The following is a 22,437-nucleotide window of genomic DNA, read 5'->3' as shown; positions in this document are numbered from 1 at the left end:
GGTGCTCATCACAGATTGGTGACACCCGATCGCGGCCTCATCGCGGGTTTGGTGGGGTGTGGACAATAGGCATGCTTGACGTGTGAGGAAAGGGGGTGTCAGGGTGACCTGGCAGGAAGAGGCGCAGAAGCTGGACGCGGATCTCGCGACGGGCCGGATCTCCGCCGAGGAATATCGCGCCCGCCGTGACCAGCTGCAGGCAGGCGGCCAGGGCGTCACAGGCACCCCCCAGAGCACCGGCCACGAGGCCCCCTCGTCGATGGAGTCGACTCAGTTGATAGGCCCCAATTCAGAGAACGATCAACGGCAGGGCGGCGCCACCCCTCCGAGCGATGCCACACAGGTGGTCCGGCAGGACTGGCGCCAGCAGGCGGGTGGCCAGGCGGGCGGTCAGAGCGACGCCGATCGAACCCAGGTCGTACGCGGCCTCAATCAACAACAACCGCAGGGCGGCTATCCACAGCAGGGCTATCCCGCAGGCCCGCCCCCGCAGTCGCCGCCCGGCGGCTTCCCGCAGGGCGGTTACAACGCGCCGCCCCCGGGCGTGACACAGCCGCCCTGGGCGGGCGGCGACAGCCAGCCGCCGTGGGCCGGCTCGGATCTGCCCCCGATGGCGAGCAACTCCTCGGACAACTGGATCCGGCAGGGGCCGGAGGCCTTCGAAAGCGACGGCGGCGGCAAGGCGCCGAAGATCGTGGCGATCATCGCGGCCGTGGTCGTACTGGCGGGCATCGCGTTCGGCGCCTGGATGCTCTGGGGCCGAGGAGACGGCTCCCCGCAGGCAGGCGGCGACACCGACCAGACCAACACCGCCGATCCCTCCACCGCACCCACGTCGGAGGAGGAGCGCGAGCCGCGCGACCCGCTGCTGCCCGCCGACATCGGTGGTGCGCAAGAGCTCGACAAGGCGGAGATCGCCGACTACGCAGGCATCCAGAGCATCCAGACCCTCACCGAGGGCGAGGACGGGGTCTTCACCACGGGCGGCGCAGCCGATGCACGCGCGTTGGTCTCCCACTTCGACGACGGCACCCAGGTGGTGGTCTTCGTCGTCGAGATGGCCGACGCGGAGTCCGCAGCGGCAAGCCGTGACGAACTCACCACGTTGCAGGAGAACTACGGCCTGGAACTCCGAGACGGGGTGCCCGGCGTCAACGAGGCCTGGCGGGCCGCCCCGGAGGACGAGGATTCGATGGTCCGCACGCACTACGTCAGCGATGACCTGCTGGTCCGAATCCAGGTCAGCGGCCCTAGCGAGCAGGCAGTCAGCGACAAGCACCAGGAGGTCCTGACGCAGCAGATGGTGTCCCAGGTGCCCAATGAGTGAACTCACGGCACTGGCCTGCACCATCGTCGCGAAGAACTATCTGCCCGCCGCGCGGGTGCTAGCCCGGTCGTTCCGGGAGCATCACCCCGAGCACGGCTTCGTGATCGCAGTGATCGATCGTGAACCCGGCGAGGAGCAGGACGAGCACGCGACCATCGTCGGCCCGGACTGGTTCGGCATCGACGACGAGGACTATCTGCGGATGGCCACCTCGTACACGGTCATGGAGCTGGCGACCGCGGTCAAGCCCTACCTGCTGCGCACACTCCGCCAGAGGGCCGACGTCGCCGTGTACCTCGATCCGGACATCCAGGTGTTCAGCCCGTTCGGCGAGGTGGTCGAGCTCGCCGCGTCGAATTCCATCGTGCTCACGCCGCACACCTTGGAGCCCATCCCCCAGGACGGCCTGGAGCCCGACGATGCGGTGATCATGGGCACCGGGATCTACAACCTCGGCTTCATCGCCGTCGGCGCGGGTTCGGAGGGGTTCCTGGACTTCTGGGCCTCCCGCCTGCGACACGATGCCATCGCGGCTCCCGAGAAGCAGCTCTTCACCGATCAGCGCTGGGTGGATCAGGCGCCCGCGCTGTTCCCGCACCACATCTGGCGCGATCCCGGTCTCAACGTGGCGTACTGGAACGTCTGGCAGCGGCCGATCGAACAGGGCCCCGATGGGGGATACACCGCAGCAGGCAGACCGCTGCGGTTCTTCCACTTCAGCGGTTACCGACCGGAGAAGCCCTGGCTGCTGACCTTTCACTGCGCACGCAAGCCCCGCACCCTGCTCTCTGATCACCCCGCGCTGCGGGCCCTCTGCGACGGTTACGGACAGGCGCTGCTGGCCGCCGGTTACGCCGATTCGGTGGAGTCGGTGCCCTATCGCTACAACACGCTCGGCGACGGGGCACGGATCACGCCGGTCATGCGCCGGGTGTTCCGCGCGGGCTGGATCAAGTCGGAGCGCGCCACCGGCACGCCGAGCCGCAAACCGCTGCCGCCCGCTCCGCCGCATGCATTCGGCGTCGACGGCGGCAAGGCGTTCCGGGACTGGCTGACGGCGCCGGAGGATGCACAGCAGGCCTCGGCGGGGCTGAGCAGATGGACGATGGCCGTCTGGCAGTCCCGGCCCGACCTTCAGGTGGCCTTCCCCCAGCCGTGGGGCGCCGACGCCGAGGGCTACCGGCACTGGTGTCTGAACTCCGGCACCAAGGAGAAGCAGATCGCCGAGTGGGCGCTGCCCACCAGTTCGCCCAAGACGAGCGCTCCCCTGGACCGGTTCGGCGTCAACCTGCTCGGCTACCTGACGGCTGAACTCGGGCTCGGTGAGATGGCCAGGATCGTGCACGAAGCGATCCGTCGCGCCGACGTCCCGATCGCCGCGGTCGTCGAGGACGAGCTCGTCTCGAACCGGACCGACCTGGACGCACCGGAGACCCTGGGCGATCCGCGATTCCCGGTCAGTCTGATCTGCGTCAACGCCGATCAGATTCCGGCGGTGAGCGCGACCCATCCCAACGCGGTGCGCGACCGTTATCGCATCGGTCTGTGGGCCTGGGAGTTGGAGGACTTTCCGGAATCTCTGCATGCCTCCTTCGGAATGGTCGACGAGATCTGGACGGTGAGCGACTTCTGTCGAGAGGCCATCGCCCGACACTCCCCCGTCCCAGTGCACACGATCCCGGTTCCGGTGCGCGACACCGGTGCTCCGATCCGGCGGGATCGTGAGGAGGGCGAACCTGTTCGGTTCCTCTTCGCCTTCGACTTCAACAGCGTCGGTGAGCGGAAGAACCCCTGGGGCCTGGTCACGGCATTCCAGCGTGCCTTCCCCGATCGACAGGACGTCCGGCTCACGATCAAGGCGATCAACGGCGCGCTCCACCCGGAGGCGGCCGAACGGCTGCGTTCCCTGGCGGGTGCCGATGCGCGGATCGATCTGCTGGAGCGCTACCTGTCGGTCGCCGAGTTGCGCGCCCTGTACGCCGACAGCGACTGCTACGTGTCGCTGCATCGCAGCGAGGGCTTCGGGCTGACCGTCGCCGAGGCGATGATGCTGGAACTCCCGACGATCTCCACCGACTACTCGAGCACGACCGAGTTCATGACGGCGGAGACCGGGTGGCCGATTCCGTTCACCACGGTCCCGGTCGGCGAGCGCTGCGAGCCCTATCATGCCTCAGCGATCTGGGCCGAGCCCGACCTGGACGCTGCGGCCGAGGCGATGCGCGAGGTGGTGGACGACCCGGAGGAGGCCCGCCGCCGCGGAGTGGCCGCCCGCGCGCACCTGCTGGCGACCAGAAGTCTCGACACCACCGCGACCTGGATGCGGGAGCAGCTCGAGCGCGCCTACGCCACGTGGCGCGGCCGAGGCTCGGGCACTGCGCAGCCGACCCAGGAGCGGGAACCTGGTCCGATGGAGCCGCTGCACCGGGCTAGAGAGGCCCTGCGTTGGCGAGCCGACACGGAGATGCCGTCACGGAATCCGCTGGCGCCTGCACTTCGGCGCGCGGTGCTGCGCGCAGTCGATCACTACGACGTCCATCAGCGTCGAGTCCTCGGCGCCGTCACCGACGGTGTGGAGAGCAGCCTGCAGGCCGCGCATGATCGCATCGACGGCATCACGTCCCAGCTGACCGAACTCCACCAGCGGCAGATCGTCGGCGACGAGGACGTGAAGTCCGAGGTACGAGCCGTCGCGAACCGACTCGGCACGGCGCTGCGCGGTCACGACGACGTGTTGCGCAAGCTGGAGACCAGGCTGGACGAGCAGGCGCAGCGGTCCGAGGAGGAGCGTCTCGCCCTCGGCTCTACCCAGGCCGGGCACTCCGCTGAACTGCAAGGACTGCATAGGCGTGTCGACGAGACGGGCGAGCAGTCGTTCACCATGTTCGCCGAGCGCGACCGTCGCGCGGATCACCTCGACGTCGAACTGGCCCAGGCTCAGCGTGACCTCGACGCCTTGCACGCGCTCATCTCGGCCAGGCACAGTGCCGTCCCGACGGGGTCGGAGGTCGTGGTCTGCGATGCGGGCGCGCTGCTGATGCCGACGGACGAGGTCGTCCTGCCCTGGATTCGGTATCACCGAAGCTGGGAGCTGGACGAGGCCCGACTGATCGCTCGGCTGGCGGGTGAGGGCACCTTCCTCGACGTCGGCGCGCACGTCGGCTACCACTCGTTGCGCCTGCTCACGCAGTACCCGCAGCATCGGGTGATCGCCGTCGAGGCCAACCCCGACACGGTCGAGTACCTGCGCCGCAACATCAGCGCGAATCTCGCGCCCTCTGCGGCCGAACGTGTGGTGGTGCTCCCGGTCGCCGCCTGGGACACCTCGACGAAGCTGTCCCTGCTCGCCGCCGACGCCGACAACAGCGGTGACTTCCGGGTCAGCGAGTGGGCGGAGAACCATTCGCTGACGGTGCCCGCCGTGGCGCTCGGCTCGCAGGCAGAGGTGATCGAGGCACGGATCTCGTTGATCAAGGTGGATCTTCAGGGCCGGGATCATCGGGCGCTCGCGGGGCTTCGGGACATCCTGACCCGCGACCGGCCGCATGTCGTCTGTGAGTTCTGCCCGGAGCAGATCGAGGAGTTGACGGACGACCCGAAATCGGTGCTCGCCGAGTATCGAGAGCTGGGCTATCGGATTCGCGACGTCGCGGGAGAGGCGCTCCCCGACGACGCGATGATCATCGACGACGCGCGCGGCAGCGCCACGGGGTTCTCGACGCTGTGGCTGGACCCGTCGGCGTCCTGATCTGATGACGGCGGCGGAGACTCAGTCCAAGACCGGACCCGTCTCGGAGCGGACTGAACGGACGGCGACGACGGCCCGAGACGCGTCGGGGCTGAGCGTTCTCGGCACCGTCGCCGTCGTCCTCGTCCTGTACAGCTATCTCGTCGCGTTATGGCCGAACCGACAGGGTGAGGCGTTCGATCTCGTCGTCGTGCTGCGGCGGTGGGTGAACGAGCCGCTGGGCATCGGCTCCGACTTCGGTTTCGTCGGCATCGCACTGCTGCTGCTGATCGCGGGCTACCTCGGCGGGCGTTCGTTGGACCTGGAGTCACTCGGGCGTCTCGCGGCGCGCATGCTCGTCACCTTCTATGCCCTCGCCGCCCTCGCTGCGGGCATCGCCTTCCTGGTCGTCCTGGCAGGCGGGGAGGTCTACACGGCGCCTGCGGGTGCCGATCCGGACGGCGGCAGTCTCCTCGCGGCCGCGCTGCTGATCGCGCCGGTGACGGCCTCGGTCGAGGCCGTGCCCTTCGTGGCGGTGCTGACCTCGGTGCTGGTGTTCCTCATCGTCGCCGTGCTGTGTCGCCCCCTCGCCCGGCTCCATCCGGCGTGGGCAATCCTCGGGCAGATCCTTCTGTGCGCCGTGCCGGTGTTCATCGGGGTGGGCACCCCCGAGGGACCGCTGCGGTCACTCGGCCTGCTGGCGTTCCTGCTGCCGGTGCTGATCATCGGCCAGATCGCCTGGTCAGTCCGATACTCCACCGTCCCGCTCTGGCTCGGCGTGCTGCTGGGCATGACCACCTTCCAGGTGATGGCCTGGGCAGAGCATTCCTACCGCGAACTGCTGCACTGGTGGTACCCGTTGAGTGCCGTCTTCGCGGTGCTGCTCTTCCTGCTGCTGCTCACGCATCCGCCGAGATTCGGCGAGCACGGAGTGTTCCGCTGGTTCTTCGACCGCCGTCATGCGTTGCTGCTGTTCACTCCGACGATCGGGTGGGCAAGCCAGTCCGCGCTGGCCACCCTGCCCGCCGTCGTGGCCGTGGCGATCGGCGTGGGAGCGACCCTGGCGGCGGCGGACGGGTATCACCGGTTCATCGAGACCAGCCTGCGACGACTCCTCGACCGAGGCCGGCTGTCGGGAGGGTCATGATCGGCGAGATCATTCACGCAGCGGGCAGACGGCTGCGATCGCCACCGCGCCGATGTCCGCAGCCGTCCCCGGTGTCGAGGCTCAGGAGGCCTCGTCTGCGCCGGGCCGGTCTCACCGTTGAGGGAGCGCCGACATGACCGCCCGGCCAGGCCAGGCGCGCGACGAGGGGAGCCGAGCACCTCGGGCACGTCCCGATGACGCGATCACCGAGGCGATCCCCCGCGTCGTCGACGCGCGTACGCCCGGCACACCTCCGGTACGAGCCCCGAGTTCGGGTCCTCGACGACAGGCCGTCAGCGCGGGCACCCGGCCGGGACGCGCCCGAGGCGGTGGCATCGACGACGACGCGATCACCGAGGTGATCCCCGCCCTGGCCGGAACCGGCAGGGCACGTACCGACCAGAACGGTGCCGACGAGGGCGATGGGAAGGCCCGCGCCGAAGCGGTGCCGACCCCGCGCTCGCGGCGAAAGGACTACCACGCCGGGCTTGATCTGCTCCGCGTGCTCATGGCCGTCGCCGTGGTGTACACCCATCTCGCGATCTGGCTGGGGTCCAACGAGATCCTGTGGCCCGGTCACACCATCGTGCATCGCGGACTCACCACCCCGTTGAATCTCAACCTGAACCTGTCCTTCGTCGGTGTCGGCTCATTCCTACTGATCAGCGGCATCGTGATCACGAGGGTCGCCGATCGTGAGTCGCCGACCCGGTTCTTGGCACGGCGACTGGTGCGCATCCTGCCCGCGATGTGGCTGGTGACCATCGCGATGTACTTCCTGGTACAGGCCGAACTGGTCAGCCCGGAGGGCGATTCGACGGGCGGACCCGCCGATATCCTCACGAACCTGACGCTGACGACTTACTTCCAACAGCCTTCGGTGGTCCTGCTCGGCGTCACCTGGACCTTGGTCGTGCAGCTGCTCTTCTACACCTACATCGCCTGCACGATCCCGTTGTTACGTCGGTGGGCGTGGCTTCCGCCGCTGCTGGGGGCGGCGCTGATCTCGGTCGCCCAGTCCTGGGCGGCGGCGCACGAGGGCATCATCGCCTTTCGCATCGGGATGTTCACCAGCTACCTGCCGGTACTGTTCATCGGCCAGCTCATCGCGCTCGCCTACTCCCGACGCATCCCGCTTCCGGCCGCCGTCGGCCTCGGCCTGGCGCACTTCGGGCTGTTCCTCAGCGCCGACCTGCTCCAGGACTACATCACCACCGGCGTCGCACACACTCGCACTCTGCTCCTGCTGGTCCTGGTGGTCATGCTGGTGATGAACAGCAGCGGGCGCCTGGCGACCGCGCCGATGATCTCGGCGCTGTCGAAACGGTCCTACAGTGTCTACCTGGTCCACACCGCCTGCATCTATCCGATCATGGGCCTGATGACTCCGCGATTCGGTCCCGGCCTGGCGATCCTCGTCTCGATGACCGCCGTGGTGGTCGCCACGGAACTCCTGCACCGCTGCGTCGAGATGCCGCCCGTACGACTGCATCGAAGGTGGGAACGTCGTCGCGACCGCCGGGCGTCCCGCCGGGACGCCGACGAGGGGACCGCAGCGGTCAGGAGATCGGGTTCCGAGCCAACTCCGCGTTGATGCGACCGATCGTCGCGCTGTCCAGGAACGGTGCGGTGCCGCCGACCAGGTTGCGTTCGACGACCTCGATGACGATCACGTCCTGCTCAACGAGCATCTGGATCACCGAGTCAGGGTCGTCACTCAGCGTTCCGTAGTACTGCAAGGTCACGTCGCTGAAGAATCCGGAGACGTAACGGCTGGCCGCAGCGAGGAACGAGTCACCGATGATCGCAGTTCGCTCGGTGACCATGCCCGCGAGCGGCCCGATGCCGAAGTGCTCCGGCTGGTCGAGGTTGTAGTTCAGCCCGTGGGTGTTGTCCGTGACGCCGTCCGGTCGGATCCGATAGGTCATCCCGGCGCGCTCGGCATGCCGCCCGACGAGCACGGGCAGATCGGCGTCGCTGTGCCAGAGCGCGTCCTCGGTGGTGGTGACTGCGGCCGTGGACCCCGGACGAAGGTGTTCGGCCACGCTCGTCAGCATCGTGATGGCACCCTCGTCCATCCAATGCGAGTCGAGTGGGTAATAGGCGGGGCGGCCCAGGGCATCGCCAGCCTCCGCCAACGGCGTACGAAGGTCGATCGCTCCCGTCTCGGCGGGGATCCGCTCCCAGAACTCGGCGCCGACCTCGGTCGAGCAGTCCCGGCCCGCATAGTCGGCAGGCAGGTTCTCCGGAACCATCGTCGTCTTGTCCGGTGCGATCACCAGGACGAACTCCCGGCCCGATGCCTCGATGCCCGTCCTGAGTCGTTGCACCGCGTCGATCACCTCGTCGAGCGAGCGCTCGCTGTTGCACCTGCTGTCGACGTCGGCGCCGAGGTACATCCAGTCGTCCAGGCCCTCGATCGCCTTGGGATAGACCACCCTGCGATCACCACCGCCGTTCGGCGCGATGGGGCCGCTGCCCGCGTCGTCCCCTGCGCCGTCCAGTGACACGGACTCGCCGAAGAGCGTGTGGCTCACACCGTCGGCGATGGTGATGGCCGACTGCCGGAACGGCAGGTAGTCGATCGACCATTGCGGGAACTCGGTGAAGAAGCCCCAGCCGTGCATGACGTTCGGGAAGTCGACCAGCGCCCGGTTCTCGATCTCGGTCGCTCTGGCACCGAACAGGTAGCTGAACACCGGGGCGCCGAAGAAGAGCAGGGCGGCCAGCAACGCCAGGAGTTGGCGGCCGCCGTGGCGCGGGCGGTACAGGTCGTGCTCCCGAGGCAGCCATGCCTCGTGGACCTCGGGGAGTCGCACGCGAGGAATCGGCGCGGTCTCATCGCTCCGCTGCCTGGACATGTCAACACCCTAACGGTGGACTCGGAACGGTTCGGTCGATTCGGTCGCGTCCATCCTGATCGCTGCCTTCTCGCGGACGTCGGGGCGGGCGGTGTCCATGAACCGCCCGTGGTCGGCGACGCCGAAGCGGCCACGCCGAGGCTCTCGGGGGGAGAGCCTCGGCGGCGGTCGGTCTCCGAATCGCAGACGGTGCCGCGCCCCGCACCGGAGTCGATCAGTCGTCCCAGTCGTCGCGGTCGTCGCGGTCGTCGTCGTACCTGTCGTCGTCGTCGCGGTCGTCGTCGTACCGGTCGTCGTCGTCATCGTCGTCCCGGTCCTGCTCGACGTCGAGGACCTCACCGGTCTGGGCGTCGATCTCGACCTCCCACTCCGTCCGGTCCTGTCGCAGCTCGATGTCCCACTCGAGCCTGCCGTCGTCGGAGCCGAGGTCGACCTCGACGACGGTGGCGCCGGGCGCCTGCTCCTCGGCGATTCGTACCGCCTCGTCACGTCCGATGGCGGGCTCGGTGCGCGAGATCTGCGAGCCCCCGGCCGCGTCGGGGCTGCGGACGTCGTCCCGGCCGCCCGTGTCGCGGTCATCACGGTCGTCCAGGTCATCCCGGCCGTCTCGGTCGTCCCAGTCGTCTACCTGCTGGGTGGTGAAGGAGCTGGGGCTGACCTCGTTCGAACTCCGGTCGTCCAACGCGATGGCGGTGCCGCCGATCGCCAGGAGCCCGGCGGCTCCGATGATCGCTGCCATGATCTTCGGGTTGCGCATCAGATGTCCTTTCGTCGCTTCTCCGCTGGTGATGACTACATTGGCGGAGATCGACCTAGCGGCACGCTGCGTGATCCCTAACGACGAGTTAAGGAATTCGCGTGGTCTGGATGCGCGCCCCGACATCGGCGGAGCCGATCGGCTCCGGCGGACTCACCGTGCGGCTGCTGCGGCAGCAGGCCGCGCGCCGGCCGCCCACCCCCGCGTCGCAGGCGGTCCGCGCCGATCGGAATGCGCCTCGCCGGTCGAGTCAGCCCGCCGACGCCGTGCGCTCGCCCGACTCGCCCAGCACACCCCGGTAGTAGCCGATCTTCCGGTTGATCGCAGCGTGCCTGCCGCGCAGCTCCTCGATCTGCTCGGCGACCTTGGCGGCGTGCGTCTCCAAGAGGTCGACGCGTTCCGGGATCGTGTGCTCGCCGCTCCGCACCAGTTCCGCGAACTCTCGGAGCCTCGCGATGGGCATGTCCGTCTCACGCAGGCAGCGGACCAGGTTCAACAGCTCGACATCCGATGCCCGGTAGCGGCGGTGACCGCTCCGCGAGCGTTCGACCTCCGTGAGCAGGCCTGCCCGTTCGTAATAGCGCAGGGTGTCGTGGCTCATGCCGAAGCGAACCGACACCTCGCCCGGCGTGTAGTACTCACTCACGAGACTCGATCCTCCTTCACGGCCCGCGCATTCATCGACCGCGGCAGCGGCGATACACGCACGGGAATGATGGCACCGCACCTGCCGGAAGACCTGACACCTTATGGTCTTGAGCCGTGGAGCAACGACGACTGGGTGACTCAGGCCTGACCGTCAGCGTCGTCGGGCTGGGCTGCAACAACCTAGGCAGACCGGGGACCAGCACGGAGACGCTGTCCGGAACCCGCGCGGTGGTCAACGCGGCGATGGACGTCGGGATCACCTTCTTCGACGTCGCCGACGTCTACGGCGCCCCCCGAGGCCGCAGCGAGGAACTGTTGGGGCAGGCGCTGTCCGGCCGCCGGGACTGGGCGGTGATCGCCACCAAGTTCGGCATGGACATGCAAGGGGTCAACGGCCCCGACTTCGGCTCACGCGGCTCACGTCGCTACATCAAACGCGCCGTCGAGTCGTCACTGCGCAGGCTGGGCACCGACTGGATCGACCTCTATCAGCTGCATCGACCCGATCTGGCAACGCCGCTGGAGGAGACGCTGTCCGCGTTGGACGACCTGATCCATGAGGGCAAGGTGCGCTACATCGGGCACTGCAACCTCGCGGGCTGGCAGATCGCCGACACCGCGTGGATCGCCGAGACCGCGAAGCTCACGGGCCCCATCGCAGCGCAGAACCACTACTCCCTGTTGGAGCGCGAGGCCGAGCGCGAGGTGGTCCCGGTCTGCGAGCGGTTCGGAATCGGCCTGATTCCATACTTTCCGCTCGCCAACGGGCTGCTGACCGGAAAATACCGTCGAGGCGGGGAGACCCAGCCGGGGACCAGGCTCGCGGGCCGAGGCAGGCTGCTCGCCGAGGCGCCGTGGGATCGGATCGAAGCGATCCGCCACTTCGCCGATCAACGCAATCTGAGTATGACCGACGTCGCGATCGGCTGGCTGGCCGCGCAACCGGCAGTAGCCTCGGTGATCGCGGGCGCCACCATGCCCGAACAGATCAAGATGAACGCCGTCGCCGGGGACTGGCAGCCGACCCTGGCAGACTTGGCCGAACTCGACCAGATCTGTCCGCCCGGCCGTCGCTGAGTCCTCGGAGCCTCGCGCCGGTCGGCACGGGGATCTCGTGTCGTTCTCGGTCGGTCCCGGCAGACGGACCTACGGGCTCAAGGGAGAGCAGATGCAGATCACGGACACCGCAGCGATCGTCACCGGCGGAGCCTCCGGGCTCGGCGGCGCCACCGCACGGGCCCTCGCGGCCGGCGGCGCCACGGTGTTCGCCCTCGATCTGCCCTCGGCCGTCGATGCGGCGGCCCCCGTCGACGGAGTCCGGTTCCTCGCCGCCGACGTGCGCAGCGCGGAACAGGTGCAGGCCGCCGTCGAGACGGCCACGGGTTCCGGCCTGCCGCTGCGGGTCGCGGTGAACTGCGCGGGCGTCGCCGACGCCGGTCGCATTCTCAGCCGCAAGGGCGTCCATGACCTGGAGCTGTTCCGCAAGGTCATCGAGATCAACCTGATCGGCACGTTCAACGTGATGCGCCTGGCAGCCGAGGCGATGGCCGCCACCGAGCCGCTCGAGGAGGGTCACCGGGGCGTGGTCATCAACACCGCCTCGGTCGCCGCGTTCGAGGGTCAGGTCGGGCAGGCCGCGTATTCGGCGTCCAAGGGCGGCGTCGCGGGGATGACGCTGCCCGCCGCCCGTGACCTGGCCTCGCTGGGCATCCGGGTGATGACCATCGCGCCCGGCATCCTCAGCACGCCGATGATGGCAGGCATCACGCCCGGGTTCCGCGAGAAGCTGGAGTCGAACCTCCAGTTCCCCAAGCGCATGGGTCACCCTGAGGACTACGCGACGCTGGCCCTGTCGATCATCGCGCAGGACTACCTCAACGGCGAGACCATCCGGCTCGACGGTGCGCTGCGGATGCCGCCGCGCTGAAGCGACTCGCCGACCGAACACTGATCTATCTCGGGACCGCCGCGTCGCCGCAGCAGGCCGACGCGGCGCCGTCGGCGATCGACAGCACCAACCACGACCGTCCTCGGGCCTGCCTGGGCACCTGCGCCGCCGAGCGGTGCCCGATCGCCGTGGCGGGCCTGCTCGCGATCTCGCGCGGTCGGGGCATCGTGCATTCCGGCCGCAGGCCCCTCGGGGCGGAGCCGGGCGATCCCGAGCGACGGCGATGCCCCCGGCCTCAGAGATCCCCCGACTTCAGAGATCCCCCGCGTAGGGCACCTGCGTCATGGCGGTCGAGGTCATCCAGCGACGCAGGGTCAAGGTCGCCTGCACATCGTCCTCGTTGTAGCGGAGCAGCCGATCACGCTGGCGCGCGTCCGGTGGGAGGCCGTCCAAGCCGACCGCGTCGCGATACCAGCGCATCGAGTTCTCGCCCCCCGCCTCCGGATCTCGCCACGAGAACCCTGCCTCCGGCGCGATCGTCTTGAGTCCCCGCCCCTGTGCGCAGAGGAACTGCTCGCGGACGATCGCGAAGAGGTCGACCCATTCCTCGGACTGGATGAAGGCCCGAACCTCGGCGACGGCGGGCACGCCTGCCACGCCCTCGAATCGGCTCGCCGAGGACAGCAGCCAGCGGTTCTCCGCCAGCTCGTTGTAGCAGTAGGCCCGGAAGGTCAGGCCCCGCGCCGCGGCCCGCATCCGAATCGTCCGCAGCCACGCCCAGAACTCGGAGAACGACCTGGCCTCATCCGAGGTCGGGACCGGCTCCCAGGTCGCGAAGGCGCGGTACCCGGCGGGCTCGCCGACGTCGGAACCGGACAGCAGCGCGCCCCACAGGTACGCGCCGCCGTCGCCGAAGCTCTCCATGTCGACGTCCACCTCGACGTCGGCGCGCGGCACCCGGACGTCACGGACTCGGCGGATCATCGACAGACCCCGCAGCCACGCCCTGGCCAGCACGACGGAGTCACCGAACCCGGCGCCCATCAACGGCACCGGCGGCCTGCCCTGCGGGTCCAGGGCGGCGAGCCCGTCGACGGTGCGCACCCCGATGGAGCGGAACGCCGTCGCGTCCTCGCCCCGAACCACCAGACTGACGTCCCGATCGGCGCGCAGCGCCTGCTCGCACACCGGCCACCACGGGCAGGAACGGCATTCGAGAATGCGCGACGGCCGGGCCAGGGGCTCGTCACCGGCGGCAGCCGCCGCTGCGACGGCGAGACGGTCGGCGAACCGCCGGTCGTACTCGTCCAGCGCCGTCCGGCCGCCCGGCCAGTTGGGTGCCTCCAGGTCGTGCCAGACCACGACGTCGGCGTCCATCCCGATGACACCGCCTACGGCACGGTTCCGTCCGCCCGGCGCGGCGCTGCCGACCGACCTGCGCCTGCCCGACCGTGGTCGATCCTGCTCTGCACGGTCCCCGACCAGCCGAGCCTCGACCGCCTGAAGCAGGCGGTGGATGTGGGCGAGCCGGAGCTGGTCCCTGGCCTGCGGCCGCGCCTTGCGCCTCGGATCAGGCCGGGCGGCGGCGAAGGTCGGGGTCTCCAGCGGGCTGGTGCGCACCCCGGAACCGGGATCGCTCACCTTGTGCCGAACCACCAGGACGGGGAGATAACGGCCGTCGGCCCGCACGAGCAGGTCGATGCCGCCGCGTCGCCCGTGGTCGGGGTCGCCGGGCAGCTGCGCCCCCCAGATGAACGACGCCTCGGCCTCCATCGCGTCGAGCGTGGCGCGGGCTCTGACGCTCGACGGCAGGTCGCGGGCGATCTCGACCCAGTCGGCTTGGTGCAGGTCAGCGAGCCGCCTGCCGACGTTCGCCCGGTGGGTGGCCGCGTCGGCCATCCGCTGCTCGGCCGCCGTGTCCGGGCCTGCCTTGGGCGTGTCCGTCATCGTCGGGTCGTTCTCCAGATGAACCCGACGTCGACACCGCGTCACCACCCCCGCGTCGAGAAGCACCGTGTCCGTCACCCATCGAGCGTAAGCGCAAGCCCCGGCCTGCCGGGTCGATACCCGAGGTTGCACGCGCCCGGGGCCTGATCTGGCACGATTGGCGATCTCCAGCTGGTGTTCGCCAGGCGGCAGTCCCAGCCGGTGCTCCAGGACGGGGGCTCCAGGCAGGAAGGCGGAGGTGCTCAGGGCGATGGCACGACGAAAGAAGGACGATCCCTCTTCGAAGGGACGCGGCAGGCGGCTGGCGAGTCTGGCGAAGGTGCTGATCCCAGTCGCGGCGCCGGTGCTGCTGCCGTTCGCCGCAGGCGCGGCGGCCTCGGCCCGCGACGCCGTCGATCGGCTGCGGGCCCGGCGGCTCGGCGTCCCGGTCGAGCGGCTGGCCGAGTTCAGTGGCAAGGGTGCCGCATTGCACGCACGGATCGTCGGCGTGACGGAGGCGCTCGCCTCGCTCCGCGAGCAGGACGGCGGAAAGCACGAGGACGCCCGCTTCGCCGTCGGAATCGAGCCCCGGCTTCGGCAGCTCCTCGCCGCAGTCCGGGCAGCGGAGCGGATGCCCGGCGAACGGCGGCGGGCGGCGCACCGGGCAGTAGACGCCGAATTGGCGCAGGTGGAGGACGAACTGCTGCGGCGGTTCGGCCTCGGCACGCGCCCCGGATCGACCACGGACGGCGCCGGGCCCGCCGCATCGGCCCGTTCCGACGGCACGCGCACGACGGCGGGCTGACCACGACGCGATCACACCAAGGGGCCCGCAGACCCTGCTGCCCGCTGTCGCGTCCGCTGGCGTCCGTCGCCTGCCTGGCGCCTGCCTGGCGCCTGCTTCGGCCAGGTGCCGGGCAGGCAGCCGTCGGAGGATCAGCCCGGACGCCCGACGCGGACGCGGCGCCGACGACCGGCGCCGCCAGGGGTAGTCCCGACCGAGTGGAGCCCGCTCTAAGACCGGCTGAGGCGCCCGGAGAGCGAATCTCCCGCAGGAGCGGGCCTCCCCGTCACCCGGACACCCACCATCCCCCGAAAACGACATGGTCGTCGCAACCCCTCACATCGAGGCGTTGCGACGACCATGTGAACCCGCGCTCCTGCCGGGCCGCTGCCGTTCACGGTGTCCTCACCCGGCCGCCGTGACGAAGCCCTCCTGGATGAGCCAGTCCCTGGCCACCTGGTCCGGGTCCTGGCCCTCCACGTCGACCTTCGCGTTGAGCTCCCGCATCACATCGTTGTTCAGCCGCTCGGCCACCGGGTCGAGTACCTCCCTGACCTGCGGGTACTCGTCGATGACCTCCTCCCGCACCACGACGGAGGCGTTGTAGCGGGGGAAGAACTGCCGGTCGTCCTCGAGCACCACCAGGTCGAGCCCGAGGACGCGGCCGTCGGTGCTGAAGATCTCGCCGAAGTTGCAGACCTCGCCGTCGGCGGTGGCCTGGTAGATCGGCCCGATGCCGAGGGTGTTGATGTTCTCCGGCGGAACGGTGAACCCGTAGGTCTCCAGCACCCCCGGCATCCCGTCGTTCCGGCTCGCGAACTCGGTCTCGACGCAGAAGGTGGCCTCGGCCGGGTCCTCCTCGGCGAGCACCGCGAGATCAGAGAGCGTCTCCACCCCGAGGCGTTCGGCGTTCTCCCGGTTCATCGCGAAGGCGTAGGTGTTGTCCACCGGGGACATCGCCGTCCACACCAGCTGATGTTCCCGCTGGTCCAGCTCGGCCACCGCCTCGTACTGCTCCACGGCGTCCGGGATCGGATCGACGTTGCCGTTGTAAGAGATCCACGACGTGCCGGTGTACTCCCACATCATGTCGATCTGCCCGGCCGCCTGAGCGTCCCGCGCGCTGTTCGAGCCCTGAATGTTGGTCAGGTCCCGCACCTCGGCCCCTGCGGCGGACAGCGAGAACAAGGTGATGTATCCGAGCAGCCAGTTCTCGGTGAAGTCCTTCGAACCGACCGTGAAGACGGCCCCCTCGAACGCGGGATTCGCCTCAATCGAGCCCGGCCCGACCTCCAGGGCCAGGGCCGCGCCGGAGCTGAGCCCGCAGCCCGCGAGCATCGACACCGAGGCCAGCATCGTCGTCCCCCACAGGGCGACGCGGTTACGCGTCCGACTCATCGCAGTCCCTTCGGTCCGAGCAGCCGCTCGGCGAGCCCGCCGAGCCAGTCCACCAGCAATGCCAACGCCATCGCCAGCGTCGCACCCACCACCAGGATCGACGGCCTGCCGAGCTTGTAGCCCGCGTCGATCAGCTCGCCCAGTCCCCCGCCGCCGACGAAGAACGCCAGCGTCGCGACGCCGACGGCCAGCACCAGGGAGGTGCGCAGGCCCGCCAGCACGAACGGGACGGCCAGGGGCAGCTCGATACGGCGCAGGACGGTGAAGCTCGACATGCCGACGCCTCGACCGGCCTCCAGCAGGCTGGCATCCACCTGCTGGATGCCGATCATGGTGTTGCGCAGCACCGGGAGCAGGGCGTAGAGCGCGGTGGGGAGCACCACGATCCAGAACCCCGTCTGCCCGGTCCACAGGAAGAACAACACCAGGATGCCGATCGCGGGTGCGGCCTGACCGATGTTGGCGATGATCAAGATGACCGGTGCGACGAACCTGGCCCACGGCCTGGTCGCCAGGATCCCCAGCGGCACCGCCACCAGCAGCACGATCAAGGTCACCATGACGGTGATCTGGATGTGTTCCCAGGTCAGCGAGAGGAGCACCGGGAAGTTGATGTTGCGGGCCTCGATGTCGTCCAGTTCCCTGGTGAACGCCCAGACGAGCACTCCGGCGACCAAGGCCAACACGATCGCAGGCTCGATGAACAGCCGAAGCCGATCCGCGCGCCGCGAGCCCGAGTCCATCTCCGGCGTCGCACCCTGTGCGACGTCCGTGGTCACGACGTGGCCCCGTCGTCACCCTCGTGCTGCTCCCGCAGCTGCCGGATGGTGGCCATCAGAGTGTCGATGCCGACCACCCCGGCGTACTCGCCCCGCGACCGGGTGACCACGGCGTAACCGTCGTCGTCGGTCAGGATCGCCTCCAACGCGTCCTGCAGGGTGGAGGCCCGGTCGACGCTGTCGGCGACCGGCCGTCCCACCGTGGCCAGCGTGCCCGCCCTGCTCAGTTCACGCCGAGTGGCCCAGCGGATCGGCCTGCGTCGCCGGTCCAGCACCAGCCCCACGGCGCCCTGCCGCGATCCCAGCCGGGCCGACAGCGCCTCCGGAGTCTCCTCCACCGTCGCCGTCGGCACCTCTTCCAGTTCGATGTCCCGCACCCGCAGCAGCGTGAGCTGCTTGAGCGAGGCACCCGCGCCGACGAAGCCTGCGACCGTGTCGTCCGCCGGGTTGGCCAGGATCGCCTCGGGGGTGTCGTACTGGAGGATTCTGGACTGATCGCCGAGCACGGCGATCCGGTCGCCCAGCTTGACTGCCTCGTCGAAGTCGTGCGTGACGAAGACGATGGTCTTGCCGAGTTCGGCCTGGAGCCGCATCAGCTCGTCCTGCAGGTTTCCCCTGGTGATCGGGTCGACCGCGCCGAAGGGCTCGTCCATCAGCAACACGGGCGGATCGGCGGCCAGCGCCCTGGCCACGCCGATCCGCTGCTGTTGACCGCCGGAGAGCTGCCGAGGGAAGCGACCGATGAACTCGCCCACCTCGAGGCCGACCAGGTCGAGCATCTCCTCGGTCCTGGCCCGGATTCGCGCCTTGTCCCAGCCGAGCAGGCCGGGCACGACGCCGATGTTCTCCCCCACCGTCAGGTGCGGGAACAATCCGACCTGCTGGATGGCGTAACCGATGCTGCGGCGCAGTTCGTCCGGGTTCAGGCTGAGCGCGTCCCGACCGCCGATGGTGATCCGACCGGATGTCGGCTCGATCAACCTGTTGATCATCTTCATGGTGGTCGTCTTGCCGCAGCCCGACGGACCGACGAAGACCACCGTCTCGCCCGCAGGGATCGTCATGGTCACCGAGTCGACGGCGGGTGCCGACTGGTTGCCGTAGCGCTTGGTGACCTCGTCGAGATGGATCTCGACACTGTCCCCATCCCTCGAGCCCGACTGCGCTCCCGCACCGGCTGTACTGCTCGATTCAGACACGGACACCCCTTGACGTGGTCAATCGGCCGATCACGATGTACAGCGCGTCCAGCAACAGGGCCAGTGCGATGATGCCGAGCGTTCCCGCGACGGCCGAGTTGACCGCGTTCGCGCTTCCGACCCTGGCCAGCCCGGTCAGGATCTGATTTCCGAGGCCGGGGCCCTTGGCGTAGGCCGCGATGGCGAGGATGCCCATCAGCATCTGCGTGCTGACCCGCATCCCGGTGAGCACCGCAGGCCAGGCGAGCCGCAGCTCGACCCTGGTCAGCACCCTCCACCGGCTCATCCCGATGCCCCTCGCCGCGTCGACCACCGAAGGGTCGACCGCGCCGAGACCGACGATCGTGTTCCGCACGATCGGCAGCAGTGCGTAGAGCACCAGCGCCGTCACCGTCGGCGGCACGCCGAGCCCGAGCACCGGGATCAGCAGCCCGAACAGTGCGAAGGACGGCACGGTGAGGATCGCACTGGTCAGGGCGGTCGCCACCGACGAGCCCGCCGGGCTGCGATAGACGGCGACGCCGATCAGCACGCCGATGATCGCCGCGATCAAGGTGCACTGCACCACGGCACTGGCGTGCTGGAGGGCATCGACGCCGAGCTGTTCCCAACGCGAGCTGACGTACTCCCAGAGACTCACGTGGAACCGTCTCTGTTCTCATCGCTTCCGCTCCTCGGCGGCTCGTCCGCCGAGGAGCCGGGCAGCGTGGCGCCCGGGACGCCCGGCTGACCGGTGTCGCCCTTCTTGGCGGCGCCGACCTGAAGCTGGAAATCGCCCGCGAAGCGCTGGTTGCCGTGGATCACGGCCTGCTCCATCACGGCCTCGGCCTTCTCACTGCGGCGGACCATCGGGTCGCTGCGCAGATCCTTGGCCAGCGACACGCACAGCAGCACCATCACCAGCACGAAGGGTGCGGCGCCGAGGATCGTCAGGTTCTGCAGTCCGGCCAGCGCATCACCACTGCCGTCGCCGACCAGCAGCATGATCGCCGCCACGGCTCCGGTCGCCACGCCCCAGAAGATGACGATGGGTCGACTCGGCGAGATGGACCCGCGTTCGGACATCGTGCCCATGACCACCGAGGCCGCGTCGGCACCCGAGACGAAGAAGATCGCGACCAGCACCATGACCAGGACGCTGACCACCTCGGTGAGCGGGAAGGCGGCCAGCAGCCCGAAGAGCTGCGCCTCCTGTCCGCCCGCATTGGCGAGGTCTATCCCCTGTTGCTGTTCGTAGATCGCGCTGCCGCCGAGGATGGCGAACCACACCAGGCTGACGGCGCTGGGCACCAGGATCACGCCGCTGACGAACTGGCGGATGGTGCGGCCCCGACTGATTCGCGCGATGAAGAGCCCCACGAACGGCGCCCAGGAGATCCACCAGGCCCAGTAGAAGACGGTCCACCCGGAGAGCCAGGTGTTGACGGCGTCGCCGCCGGTGGCGTCGGTACGGGCGGCCATCGTGGCCAGGTCGTTGAAGTAGGCGCCGATCGAGGTGGGCACCAGGTTCAGGATCAGGACCGTCGGGCCGACGACGAACAGGAACACCGCGAGCACGGCCGCGAGCACCATGTTGATGTTCGAGAGCCACTGGATGCCCTTCGCGACGCCCGAGACGGCCGAGGCGATGAAGGCGACGGTCAGCACGGCGATGATCAACACGAGGACGGTGGTGCCGAGGTTGCTCGCCCAGCCGACCTCCTGCAACCCGCTGCCGATCTGGAGCGCACCGAGGCCGAGCGAGGTAGCCGAGCCGAACAGGGTGGCGAAGATCGCCAGGATGTCGATGAGCCTGCCGATCGGACCGTCTGCCATCCGCTTGCCGAACAACGGTGCGAAGGCGGCACTGATCAACTGCCTGCGGCCACGACGGAAGGTGCCGTAGGCGATCGCGAGTCCGAGCACCGCGTAGATGGCCCACGGATGCAGCGTCCAGTGGAACAGCGAGGTCGCCATCGCGGTCGAGACCGCCTCGTTGGTCTCGGCTGCGACGGTGCCGGGCGGGGGCGCCGTGTAATGCGAGAGCGGTTCAGTAACACCGAAGAACATCAGACCGATGCCCATACCGGCACTGAACATCATCGCGATCCACGAGACGGTCCGGAACTCGGGCTTCTCGTCGTCACGGCCGAGTGGGATGTTGCCGTATCTGCTTGCCGCCAACCACAGGATGAACACGACGAAGCCGGAGGCCGCCAGCACGAACACCCAGCCGGTGTTGGTCATCAGCCAGCCGAGTGCGGAGCTCGAGAAGTCGCCGAGTCCGCTGGTGTCCAGCATTCCCCAGGCCAGGAACGCCACCGCGAGCACCGCCGAGACACCGAAGACCACCCAGTCGGTCTTCGGACGCGCGGCCCTCGTCGCGGTGTGCGACGTGGCCGGTGCTTCGGCGGTGTCGGTTGATCGATCGCTATCAGGGTCTTCTGTCGTCACTTCATGTGCGACGCCCGGTCAGGGGCGCCCCTCCTCTCCATGGGAGGCACGCCCATTACTCAGAGCACCCATCGCGTGCTCTGAGTGAGAAGCATGCCGTCAGGGGCTCAACAGTTGCTCACCGCGCTCGCAGAAGCAACCAGACCCACGCGGGGTGTCATCGAAACGACACATAGGCTTGCCAGCGTGAGAGGGGTGTCTGGCGGTGGTCGCGGCGCGTTGAGCACGCTCAGCGGCACGCTGACGGCAGGCATCGCATCCTCACTCTCCGTGTCCGCACATGCCCTGGCAGGCGGGACGGCGCCCAACCTCGGCCTCACGCTGATCCTCACCGCGCTGCTCGCGGCCGGGCTGATCGCCACGCCGGGCCGCCGCCGGAGTCTGCCCGCCACCCTGCTCACGTTGACATTCGCACAGCTCGGGATGCACCTGCTGCTGGAGGCGCTGAGCAATCACGGCCATCCTGCGGCGGCGGAGACGACGGGCTTCGATCCACTGCTCATGATCGGCGCGCATGCGGCGGCGACGATCATCGGCGCGCTGCTGCTGACTCACGCCGAGCAGGTGCTGCGCCGGGGTCTCGGGGCCTTCGCCCGCAGCGTGGCCAGGCTCCGGCTGCTGTTGATCGACGGACCGGTCGTCGACACACCCCGGTCGTCGGACATCGCACCGCTGACCATCGGTCAGTCTCGACATGCCCGAGTACTCGCCCGTCGGGCCAACACCCGACGCGGCCCGCCTGCGCTCTCCGCACGGACATCACCGCGGTCCCGTCGACACGGCACGGGACCACTGCCGCCAGGAGAGAAAGCGACATGTCGACATTTTGCACTGCCCGCCGGCTCGGCGGAGCACTCGCGCTGGCCGGGGCCTTCGGCCTCGCGGGCGCGGGCACGGCCTTCGCCCACGTCACCGCCGTCCCCGACGAGGCGGCGCAGGGCGGGCACGCCACCCTCGCGCTGCGGGTGCCCAACGAGCGGCCCGACGCAAGCACGGTGAGCGTCTCGGTCACCTTCCCCGCCGAGCACCCGCTCAGCTCGGTCCGCACCCGCCCGCAGCCGGGTTGGACGGTGGAGGTCGAGCGGTTCGAGGAGTCCGCCGAGGCGGAACAGGAACCCGCGGTCAGCACCATCACCTGGACCGCCGAGGACGGCGCGGAGATCGGTCCCGACCAGTTCCAGGAGTTCTGGCTGAGTCTCGGCGGGCTGCCGACGGACGCCGATCAGCTCGTCCTGCCCGCCGTGCAGACTTACGACAGCGGCGAGGTCGTGTCCTGGGACGAGCCCCCGGCCGAGGACGGCGAGGAACCCGCCCGCCCGGCGCCGGTGCTCACCCTCGTCGAGGGTGACGGGGGGCATGGTCACGGGGGCGACGGTCACGGCGTCGACTCCGCCGTGTCCGGCGGCGAGGAGTCGGACGACCACGCCGAGGACACCGAGAACGGGTCCGCGAGCGGCGCGCAGGACGACACCGCACGGCTGCTCGGCGGGGGCGGCCTCGCAGTCGGCGCGCTGGGCGTCGGCTTCGGCATCGGGGCGATGCTCCGCTCGAAGAGGCGATGAT

18 protein-coding genes are annotated in these 22,437 nt (G+C 69.2%); 9 read left to right on the top strand and 9 right to left on the bottom strand.

All coding sequences use genetic code 11. The features are described from left to right. Positions 1 to 103 precede the first annotated feature (103 nt). The 4 genes from UA75_RS00315 (at position 104) to UA75_RS00300 (ending at position 7,795) form a co-directional block, all read left to right on the top strand. Positions 104 to 1,327 carry a hypothetical protein gene (locus tag UA75_RS00315; protein WP_075737861.1) on the top strand — a complete coding sequence of 408 codons (1,224 nt, stop codon included), beginning with the start codon at positions 104 to 106 and terminating at the stop codon, positions 1,325 to 1,327. Then, on the top strand, positions 1,320 to 5,075 hold the full coding sequence (locus UA75_RS00310) for an FkbM family methyltransferase (protein ID WP_075737859.1): 3,756 nt from the start codon (positions 1,320 to 1,322) through the stop codon (positions 5,073 to 5,075). The genes UA75_RS00315 and UA75_RS00310 overlap by 8 nt, the downstream gene beginning before the upstream one ends. A 4-nt stretch (positions 5,076 to 5,079) precedes the next feature. Beyond that, positions 5,080 to 6,201 (top strand): hypothetical protein, encoded by a 1,122-nt coding sequence (locus UA75_RS00305; RefSeq protein WP_075737857.1) that lies wholly within the window; start codon positions 5,080 to 5,082, stop codon positions 6,199 to 6,201. Positions 6,202 to 6,334: 133 nt separating this feature from the next. After that, positions 6,335 to 7,795 (top strand): acyltransferase family protein, encoded by a 1,461-nt coding sequence (locus UA75_RS00300; RefSeq protein ID WP_075737855.1) that lies wholly within the window; start codon positions 6,335 to 6,337, stop codon positions 7,793 to 7,795. Here UA75_RS00300 and UA75_RS00295 read toward each other — a convergent pair. The 3 genes from UA75_RS00295 to UA75_RS00285 all read right to left on the bottom strand — a co-directional run bounded on the left by UA75_RS00295 (position 7,761) and on the right by UA75_RS00285 (position 10,465). Then, positions 7,761 to 9,062 carry an alginate O-acetyltransferase AlgX-related protein gene (locus UA75_RS00295; RefSeq protein WP_075737853.1) on the bottom strand — a complete coding sequence of 434 codons (1,302 nt, stop codon included), beginning with the start codon at positions 9,060 to 9,062 and terminating at the stop codon, positions 7,761 to 7,763. The two genes, UA75_RS00300 and UA75_RS00295, sit on opposite strands and share 35 nt — an antisense overlap. Positions 9,063 to 9,276: 214 nt before the next feature. Continuing rightward, entirely contained in the window at positions 9,277 to 9,819 is a 543-nt protein-coding gene (locus tag UA75_RS00290; RefSeq protein WP_075737851.1) for a PepSY domain-containing protein, read from the bottom strand. Between the two features lie 250 nt (positions 9,820 to 10,069). After that, on the bottom strand, positions 10,070 to 10,465 hold the full coding sequence (locus tag UA75_RS00285; RefSeq protein ID WP_075737849.1) for a MerR family transcriptional regulator: 396 nt from the start codon (positions 10,463 to 10,465) through the stop codon (positions 10,070 to 10,072). Between the two features lie 116 nt (positions 10,466 to 10,581). Here UA75_RS00285 and UA75_RS00280 point away from each other — a divergent pair, with 116 nt between their 5' ends. Both UA75_RS00280 and UA75_RS00275 read left to right on the top strand, forming a co-directional pair. Then, positions 10,582 to 11,544: an aldo/keto reductase gene (locus tag UA75_RS00280; RefSeq protein WP_075737847.1), complete on the top strand. Its 963-nt coding sequence runs from the start codon at positions 10,582 to 10,584 to the stop codon at positions 11,542 to 11,544. Between the two features lie 91 nt (positions 11,545 to 11,635). Next, positions 11,636 to 12,394 (top strand): SDR family NAD(P)-dependent oxidoreductase, encoded by a 759-nt coding sequence (locus UA75_RS00275; protein WP_075743242.1) that lies wholly within the window; start codon positions 11,636 to 11,638, stop codon positions 12,392 to 12,394. Positions 12,395 to 12,667: 273 nt separating this feature from the next. Here the strand turns inward: UA75_RS00275 and UA75_RS00270 are convergent, their stop codons facing one another. Further along, positions 12,668 to 14,380, bottom strand: a complete 1,713-nt coding sequence (locus UA75_RS00270; RefSeq protein WP_075737845.1) for a TM0106 family RecB-like putative nuclease — start codon at positions 14,378 to 14,380, stop codon at positions 12,668 to 12,670. Between the two features lie 172 nt (positions 14,381 to 14,552). Here UA75_RS00270 and UA75_RS00265 point away from each other — a divergent pair, with 172 nt between their 5' ends. Then, complete coding sequence (locus UA75_RS00265; RefSeq protein ID WP_198042887.1) at positions 14,553 to 15,086, top strand: DUF6474 family protein; 534 nt, start codon at positions 14,553 to 14,555, stop codon at positions 15,084 to 15,086. A gap of 384 nt (positions 15,087 to 15,470) precedes the next feature. Here the strand turns inward: UA75_RS00265 and UA75_RS00260 are convergent, their stop codons facing one another. The 5 genes from UA75_RS00260 to UA75_RS00240 are packed head-to-tail and all read right to left on the bottom strand — an operon-like array spanning position 15,471 to position 20,772. After that, positions 15,471 to 16,463 carry a glycine betaine ABC transporter substrate-binding protein gene (locus tag UA75_RS00260; RefSeq protein WP_075737841.1) on the bottom strand — a complete coding sequence of 331 codons (993 nt, stop codon included), beginning with the start codon at positions 16,461 to 16,463 and terminating at the stop codon, positions 15,471 to 15,473. Then, positions 16,460 to 17,206, bottom strand: coding sequence for an ABC transporter permease (locus UA75_RS00255; RefSeq protein WP_075743240.1), 747 nt, complete (start codon positions 17,204 to 17,206; stop codon positions 16,460 to 16,462). Before UA75_RS00255 ends, UA75_RS00260 begins: the two co-directional genes overlap by 4 nt. Positions 17,207 to 17,238: 32 nt before the next feature. Next, a complete protein-coding gene (locus UA75_RS00250) occupies positions 17,239 to 18,447 on the bottom strand; it encodes an ATP-binding cassette domain-containing protein (RefSeq protein ID WP_157433915.1) in 1,209 nt (402 codons plus the stop codon). After that, entirely contained in the window at positions 18,434 to 19,081 is a 648-nt protein-coding gene (locus UA75_RS00245) for an ABC transporter permease (RefSeq protein WP_075737839.1), read from the bottom strand. Before UA75_RS00245 ends, UA75_RS00250 begins: the two co-directional genes overlap by 14 nt. Continuing rightward, positions 19,078 to 20,772 (bottom strand): BCCT family transporter, encoded by a 1,695-nt coding sequence (locus UA75_RS00240; RefSeq protein WP_257787613.1) that lies wholly within the window; start codon positions 20,770 to 20,772, stop codon positions 19,078 to 19,080. The genes UA75_RS00245 and UA75_RS00240 overlap by 4 nt, the downstream gene beginning before the upstream one ends. A 288-nt stretch (positions 20,773 to 21,060) precedes the next feature. On the opposite strand from UA75_RS00240, the gene UA75_RS34235 reads away from it, so the two are divergent. Further along, positions 21,061 to 21,873 (top strand): hypothetical protein, encoded by an 813-nt coding sequence (locus tag UA75_RS34235; protein WP_232237576.1) that lies wholly within the window; start codon positions 21,061 to 21,063, stop codon positions 21,871 to 21,873. Beyond that, a complete protein-coding gene (locus tag UA75_RS00230) occupies positions 21,840 to 22,436 on the top strand; it encodes a YcnI family protein (protein WP_232251144.1) in 597 nt (198 codons plus the stop codon). The genes UA75_RS34235 and UA75_RS00230 overlap by 34 nt, the downstream gene beginning before the upstream one ends. The last annotated feature ends 1 nt before the right edge of the window (position 22,437 follow it).

It is taken from the genome of Actinoalloteichus sp. GBA129-24 (assembly GCF_001941645.1).
In the GTDB taxonomy this organism is placed as follows: Bacteria; Actinomycetota; Actinomycetes; order Mycobacteriales; family Pseudonocardiaceae; genus Actinoalloteichus_A; species Actinoalloteichus_A fjordicus.
This window is presented reverse-complemented; position numbering and strand designations above follow the sequence as displayed.

Coding starts and splice junctions, on each gene's coding strand:
- UA75_RS00255 (WP_075743240.1), bottom strand. CDS start 17,206: ATGGACTCGGGCTCGCGGCGCGCGGATCGGCTTCGGCTGTTCATCGAG.
- UA75_RS00295 (WP_075737853.1), bottom strand. CDS start 9,062: ATGTCCAGGCAGCGGAGCGATGAGACCGCGCCGATTCCTCGCGTGCGA.
- UA75_RS00310 (WP_075737859.1), top strand. CDS start 1,320: ATGAGTGAACTCACGGCACTGGCCTGCACCATCGTCGCGAAGAACTAT.
- UA75_RS00305 (WP_075737857.1), top strand. CDS start 5,080: ATGACGGCGGCGGAGACTCAGTCCAAGACCGGACCCGTCTCGGAGCGG.
- UA75_RS00290 (WP_075737851.1), bottom strand. CDS start 9,819: ATGCGCAACCCGAAGATCATGGCAGCGATCATCGGAGCCGCCGGGCTC.
- UA75_RS00260 (WP_075737841.1), bottom strand. CDS start 16,463: ATGAGTCGGACGCGTAACCGCGTCGCCCTGTGGGGGACGACGATGCTG.
- UA75_RS00275 (WP_075743242.1), top strand. CDS start 11,636: ATGCAGATCACGGACACCGCAGCGATCGTCACCGGCGGAGCCTCCGGG.
- UA75_RS00300 (WP_075737855.1), top strand. CDS start 6,335: ATGACCGCCCGGCCAGGCCAGGCGCGCGACGAGGGGAGCCGAGCACCT.
- UA75_RS00265 (WP_198042887.1), top strand. CDS start 14,553: ATGGCACGACGAAAGAAGGACGATCCCTCTTCGAAGGGACGCGGCAGG.